This is a genomic window from Chroococcidiopsis cubana SAG 39.79, assembly GCF_003991895.1.
GTDB lineage: Bacteria > Cyanobacteriota > Cyanobacteriia > Cyanobacteriales > Chroococcidiopsidaceae > Chroococcidiopsis > Chroococcidiopsis thermalis.
In genome coordinates this window covers 1-6,970 of sequence record NZ_RSCK01000171.1, presented here as the reverse complement: position 1 = coordinate 6,970, position 6,970 = coordinate 1, and the positions used below count along the sequence as shown (strand labels likewise).

Annotated in this window: 3 protein-coding genes; all 3 read left to right on the top strand. The window is 39.3% G+C overall.

Annotated elements, in window-relative coordinates; genetic code table 11:
* Positions 1-365: 365 nt before the first annotated feature.
* Entirely contained in the window at positions 366-2,192 is a 1,827-nt protein-coding gene (locus DSM107010_RS36080) for an ATP-binding protein (protein ID WP_106169124.1), read from the top strand.
* Between the two features lie 83 nt (positions 2,193-2,275).
* Positions 2,276-5,371, top strand: a complete 3,096-nt coding sequence (locus tag DSM107010_RS36075) for a non-ribosomal peptide synthetase family protein (RefSeq protein ID WP_106169125.1) — start codon at positions 2,276-2,278, stop codon at positions 5,369-5,371.
* 274 nt (positions 5,372-5,645) lie between these two features.
* Positions 5,646-6,911, top strand: a complete 1,266-nt coding sequence (locus tag DSM107010_RS36070) for a PDC sensor domain-containing protein (protein ID WP_106169126.1) — start codon at positions 5,646-5,648, stop codon at positions 6,909-6,911.
* Positions 6,912-6,970: the final 59 nt, after the last annotated feature.

The window sequence follows — 6,970 nt, the reverse complement described above, 5'->3', positions numbered from 1 at the left end:
TCTAAATCTCAGCATTGACCAAAAAGTGGTCACTTCAACAGGATTGACCGCTTTTTTCTTGATTTAGTCTAAACTCCAGTATCTACCTTTTGATTAATAACAACTGTAAAATTGCTTAATTCAATAGCTTAAAAGCCAATCTTCAAGCAAATAGTTCTGTTTAATAAAATTTTAATAAAGTAGTTGGCATTCAGCGATCGCTAGTGAAATAGTGAAAATAACCAACAGAATTATTTGCATCTACATCGAGTGATTTAATTCTGGTAATCTACTAACTCCGATAGCGAATAGTTGCTAAACCATCAGTGGTTTGAGCTTAAAAACATAAGATAAATAAATAAACAAACAGCTAGAGACAAAAGCCAATGGTTCCAGTTAACTTTAAAAAAATAGCAACAAAAAAAGAAGTAGTTGCTCTGCTTGAGTATTTAAAACAGGAAACAGGTACAGCCATTCAAATTCATGATGCTGATGGCAAAAGAATAGTAGGAGTAGGTAGTGAAAACTCAACACATAGGTATCCAATTGAATTTGCCGACCGTGTTATTGGCTGGATTGCTGGTAGTGAAAAAGCTATTGCTATTGTTAACCTGATTTCTTACTTACTAAAACAGGAATTTGAGAAAAAGGCGCTGGCAAACGAATTATTAGAGAAATATCGAGAGCTGACTTTGCTCCACGATATTACGACTCAGATTACTGCTAGCTTAGAATTAAAAGAAGTTGCCCAACTGGTTATTGAGGGTGTTGGGAAACTAATTGAAGCTACAGGCGGATCGATTTTACTCCTGAATCAAAAAACAGGAGAGTTAGAATCTCTATCATCTGTTGGTCAAGCTTTTCCATCTCAAGAATCTTTGAAGTTATGTGGAGGACTTATTGGTCGGATTGCTGACACAGGTAAAGGCGAGATTGTCAATGATATTACTGCCGATCCTAGATTTGGCGAGTATCAAGGACCGATCAAATCTTTAATTTGCGTCCCACTGAAGACGAAAGAACAAATGAATGGGGTGATATTTTTTTGGAGCCAAGAAGTAGATGAGCTGAGCGAGAGAACCGCGCTCTCATACAATTCTGAAGACTTAAAAATTCTGACGATGTTTGCTTTCCACGCAGCAGTAGCAATTGAGAAGGCTCTCCTTTACGAACAAAGTTGCATTTCTGCGACTGTTGCTCAAGCACAAGCTCAACAGTTACAGCAAGCTTTATATGAATTGCAACATACCCAAGCTCATCTAATTCAGAGTGAGAAAATGTCTAGTTTGGGACAGCTAGTAGCAGGAATTGCTCATGAGATCGACAGTCCCGTGAACTTCATTCATGGTAATCTCGCTTACATAAGTAATTATGCTCAAAATTTATTAAATTTGATCGAACTTTATCAAAAATATCATCCTAGCGATCGCGTTCAAATTCAAGAATTGATGGCGAACATTGACTTAGAATTTCTCTTAGAGGATTTACCAAAAACACTAAATTCAATGAAAGTAGATGTAGGACGCATTCGTAAAATTGCGCTGTCACTGCGTAACTTCTCTCGCTCTGATGAGTTAGAAATGAAGCCGATAGATATTAATGAAGGGATTGATAGTACTCTGCTGATTTTAGATAGTCGCCTGAAAGCAATCAGCAAGCATTCTGGAATTCGGATTGTTAGAGAATATGGCAAATTGCCTTTGATTGACTGTTATTCTAGTCAAATTAATCAAGTATTTATGAGTATTCTTGCTAACGCAATCGATGCTGTGGAAAATCAGAGCGAAGCTGGAACCATTACCATTCGTACAGAAGTCATGGAAGTCGAAAATGAAAGTTCCTTAGCTTTAGGAATGTGGCAGCTTGAAGACAAATTTACCGCTCATTCTAGTTTCTCCTTCTCTAGTCCCCACGTCGTTATTCGTATTCAAGATAATGGCGCTGGAATTAGCGAGGAAGTTCGCGATCGCATATTCGAGCCTTTCTTTACAACGAAAACTGCTGGTAATGGCGCTGGTTTAGGTCTTTCTATCAGTCACCAAATTGTTGAGAAGCACGGAGGAGTTTTAAAGTGTTTTTCCGAACCAGGACACGGAGCCACATTCTGTATTCAAATTCCGATTAAGCAAACAATGATGTTGCAACCTATATTCAGCTCGGCAAATGGAAATAAAGTATTTAATTCAGAATTATCGCTAGCTGGCATCATTTAAAGGTAGTTATCCTAGAATTTTCAATATTCTCAAATTTATTGTTATCTATCTTCAGCCTTCCATCTAAAGTAGTAGGTAAATCAATGCAGAATCAGACTCAAATCAATTCCATTCATCAGTTAGTTGAACTTCAAGTCTTAAAAACTCCTGATGCCGTAGCAGTTGTTTTTGAAAACCAACAACTGACTTATCGAGAATTGAATGAAAGAGCAAATCAACTAGCACATTACCTACAGGCATTGGGAGTTAAGCCAGAAGTTTTAGTAGGAATTTGTGTCGATCGCTCTTTAGAGATGATTGTGGGGCTTCTAGGCATTCTCAAAGCTGGTGGAGCGTATCTACCCCTTGACATGTCATATCCTATCGATAGACTGCGATACATGTTAGAAGATGCTCAGGCTCCTATTTTACTAACTCAAAGCCATCTCAGCGATCGTCTTCCCAAGTGTAACAGTCATGTTGTTTATCTAGATAGCGATTGGCAGGCGATCGCTCAATATACAAGAGCAAATCCTCAAAGCAAACTTACTTTAGACAATTTGGCATATGTGCTATATACCTCTGGCTCAACTGGAAGACCAAAGGGAGTGGCTATGCCACAGCATCCTTTAGTGAACTTATTAACCTGGCAAATACAAAATTTCAGATATCCAGTAGCTAGAACTTTACAGTTCACACCTGTTAGCTTTGATGTCTCCTTCCAAGAAATTTTTTCAACTTTATCTTCTGGTGGCACTTTAGTTTTGGTGTCAGAGTCAATCCGACGAAATGCTGAAGCACTGCTGCATTACCTGAGCGCACAGGCTATTGAGCGTTTATTTCTTCCATATATTGCACTTCAGCATTTAGCTGAAGTCGCTAAAACTAAACTCAATTTACCGATTTATTTACGAGAAATCATTACAGCTGGAGAACAGCTAAAAATTACTAACTCAATTGCACATTGGTTTAGTCATCTTAAAGAGTGTACATTGGAAAACCAGTATGGACCTTCTGAAAGCCACGTAGTAACTGCATATAGACTCTCAGGCTCATCTAAAAACTGGCTTCATTTACCACCAATTGGACAGCCTATTGCGAATACCCATATCTATTTGCTAGATCCAAACTTACGCCGCAAAGAAGATCCGTGCCAACTAGTTGCTACCGGAGAAATAGGAGAACTGGCAATTGGTGGGGTAGCTTTAGCGCGAGGCTATCTTAACCAACCGGAATTGACAGATAATAAGTTCATTCCTAACCCCTTTAGCAACGAAACAGAAGCGCGACTCTATAGAACTGGGGATTTAGCACGTTACCGACCAGATGGCACTCTTGAGTATATAGAACGGATTGACGCTCAAGTTAAAATTCGCGGTATTCGCATTGAGTTAGGTGAGATCGAAGTTATTCTCAGTCAACATCCTTTAGTAAAAGATGTTGTAGTCGTTGCTCGTGAGGATTCATCAGATAACAAGCGCTTAGTGGCTTACATTGTTATTGAAGACGCTCGGCTTACTAGAGACAAAGATGAGATAGCTGTACATCTTCGCACTTTTGTTCAGGAGCAGCTGCCTAATTGCATGGTTCCATCTGCTTTTATGTTTCTTGATACACTACCACTGACTCCCTCCGGTAAAGTCGATCGCAGAGCGCTTCCTACGCCCAGTCAAAGTAGACCTGCTTTAAAAGAGGATTTGGTGCTACCTCGAACTCAGATAGAGAAGAGTTTATCAGAAATCTGGTCACAGGTTCTTAGTATTCAGCCAGTAGGAGTTTATGACAATTTCTTTGACTTAGGTGGAAATTCTCTACTAGCCATTCAAGTAATATTTAAAGCGAGAGAAGTTTTTCAAATAGAGATCCCCATAGTTGCTTTATTTGATACCCAGGCAATAGCCACTCTTGCTGAGTTTATCAATGCCGCTATTAGCTCAAAGACGGCAGCAACCAGCGATGATAGCACTATTGCTGATTTGGAAGCGGATGCTGCCTTGGTTCCTACTATCAACCTCGACCATCTCTCAACAGCAATTAAGACTGAACCAGATAATATCTTCATTACTGGAGTTACGGGCTTTTTAGGAGCCTTTTTACTCTATGAACTTCTAGAGCAGACTCAAGCTAACATTTATTGTCTCGTTCAAGCCACCGATCCCGAAATAGGTAAACAAAAGATCCAAAGTAATCTTGAGAAATATCTACTATGGGACAAAAAAAATAATTCTAGAATCATTCCAATTACTGGAGATTTATCAGAGCCGTTATTGGGAGTTTCTGAAGAACAGTTTCTGGCTTTAGCTCGCAAAATCGATGTGATTTACCACAATGCTGCATACATTAATCTGATCTATCCTTATACCGCTCTTCGCGCAACTAACGTTTTCGGTACTCAAGAGCTTTTAAAACTAGCAACCCAGATCAAAGTTAAACCTTTCCACTTTATCTCTACTCTTGACGTATTCCAAACTTCACGAGCATTTGGAACTAACTTGATTACAGAACAGGACGAACTGAATCCAAGCGAAGCAATTCGTTTTGATGGTTATACCAAGAGTAAGTGGGTATCTGAGAAAATGGTCACAACTGCTCAATTGCGAGGACTGCCCGTTTCTATATACAGACCAGCAATGATTACAGGGCATAGCAAAACAGACGTGGCGAATGTAAACGATCTGATGAACCGATTAATCAAAGGATTTGTTCAACTTGGATATGCTCCTAGTTTCGATATGATGTTTAATATAGCTCCAGTAGATTATTTCAGCAAAGGGGCAATATACATATCTAGACAAGAAGAATCTCTGGGAAAAACATTTAACTTTATTAATCCTCAGCCAGTATCAATGACTCAATTTGTTGAAACTATCAATACCTGCGGTTATTCAGTACAACAAGTTTGTCATAAACAATGGGAAGATTTACTGAGGAACAATATAGAGTCATTAGACAGCATAGTATCTGTGCTAACTTCAAAAACCTCAGAGAAAGGCTTGAGCTATTTAGAAAAATGTTCAGTAGGAGCGAACTTGACTAGCTATAAAAATGTTATAAACGGACTTAAAGGAACTACAATTGTTTGTTCCCCAATCAATGCTCAGTTGCTGAGTACATACTTGTTTTACTATATCCGAAGTGGTTTTCTTAAAATGCCAGAAATCTGCAATGGCAAACAACCTGTCATGTCTCTATCTATGTAAGCTTTGACTCTTCTCAAAAGCTATCTTGAACAGTCCTCATTCGTTTGCTACTTCTTATACCAGATAGAAAGCGCTCCAAGGCAATGTCTTTCTGGCTGAAGTCAGAATGAGGACATTTACTTTGTATGCTGTGCTAAGTGTGATGTGAGCTTACAATCCAAATCTATGCTTGAGATGCTAAGCTGTTAATTTTGAAATTAATCTGGGAACTATAGGTTTGGTTGAGTAAGTTAAATCATATTTTGTATCTCTGTAAAGAGATTGATGTAGGGATATGCTGCTGAATACTGCAAAAAACCCCATTAAGAAATCAATTGCTTCCAGACTATTTACTCATGTACTAGCAAGTGCTTTAGTAGGGTTAGCTGGAATGTCCTGTTTTTTCTATCAAGCATTAGAAAATCGAGCTAAAGAAGAAATTCAAAGTAATCTCAGCACGCAAGTCAAGTCAATTGAAGGAGAGTTTGCTAAAGCTGAGCAACTGAATTTGAGTTTAGTTGCTACAGTCAAGACCATGCATCGTCTGAGTATCAAAGACGCAAATGCATATAAACAGATAGTTTTCGAGCTGTTTCAGCAACGTTCATCTCTAATGTTGGCTCTTGGTTTTGGTCAGGAGCCTTTCCAACTTCTGCTAGATCGTCAATCGTTTTGGCCATACTTTTTCCTAGATCAGGATACTCCCGATCAAGTGGGACAACCTCTAGCACCACCACATAATCATATTCGGTTTGCAGATGTATGTGAGGTTGATAGTAAATGCCGCGAACAAGAATTTTACAAATTACCTGTGGTAATAAAAAAAGCTATTTGGTTAGAGCCGTACCAATGGTCTGGAATTACCATGACTACTACTGGAGCGCCAATATATGATGATAACAACAAGCTAATTGGAGTTACTGGATTAGATATAAATGTGACAGCTCTTAGCGCTCAAGTACAAACTCCCAAAAGCTGGAAATCGGGTTATCTAGCAATTATAAGTGAAAAAGGAAACCTGCTTACTTATCCTCCAGATCCCCAAAAGGCTAAGGCACTGTCAACATACAAGGATATACCCGAATTAAAGGCTGTATGGCAAAAGATATCGAATGGTAAAGCTGGATTAATTCAAGCTGAGGGACACTACTGGGCATACGAGCGAGTTAAAGGTACAAACTGGTTGACGATCGCATCAGTGCCTCAATGGGTTGTGCTGGGTCCCGCGTTAACTATTACTGTGGGAGGAGCGCTGGGAGCGGCTATCATCCTGGCTTTAGTTGTTGCCTTCTTTATCCGCAGACTGAATCAGCGCTTACAACACATTATGGCTGAGTGCGATCGCCTAGCAGAGATAGATTTGCAAAGGACGCGCCGACTTAACCAAGCATCTGAAGTAATTGCTAGCAATACGTTTCAGCAGTCTGAAGCGAGGAATACAGATGAACTGGAAGTTTTAGAGCAAGCTTTTAATAAGATGGCAGCCCAGCTAGAAGCATCATTTGAAGAGCTAGAACTGCGAGTTCAAGAGCGCACGGCTTATTTACTAACCAGAGCATAGAATAGTGAACAGTTTTAGGTTGCGGCGTAAGCAACATGTTTCTCACGAAAAAAGTTTTG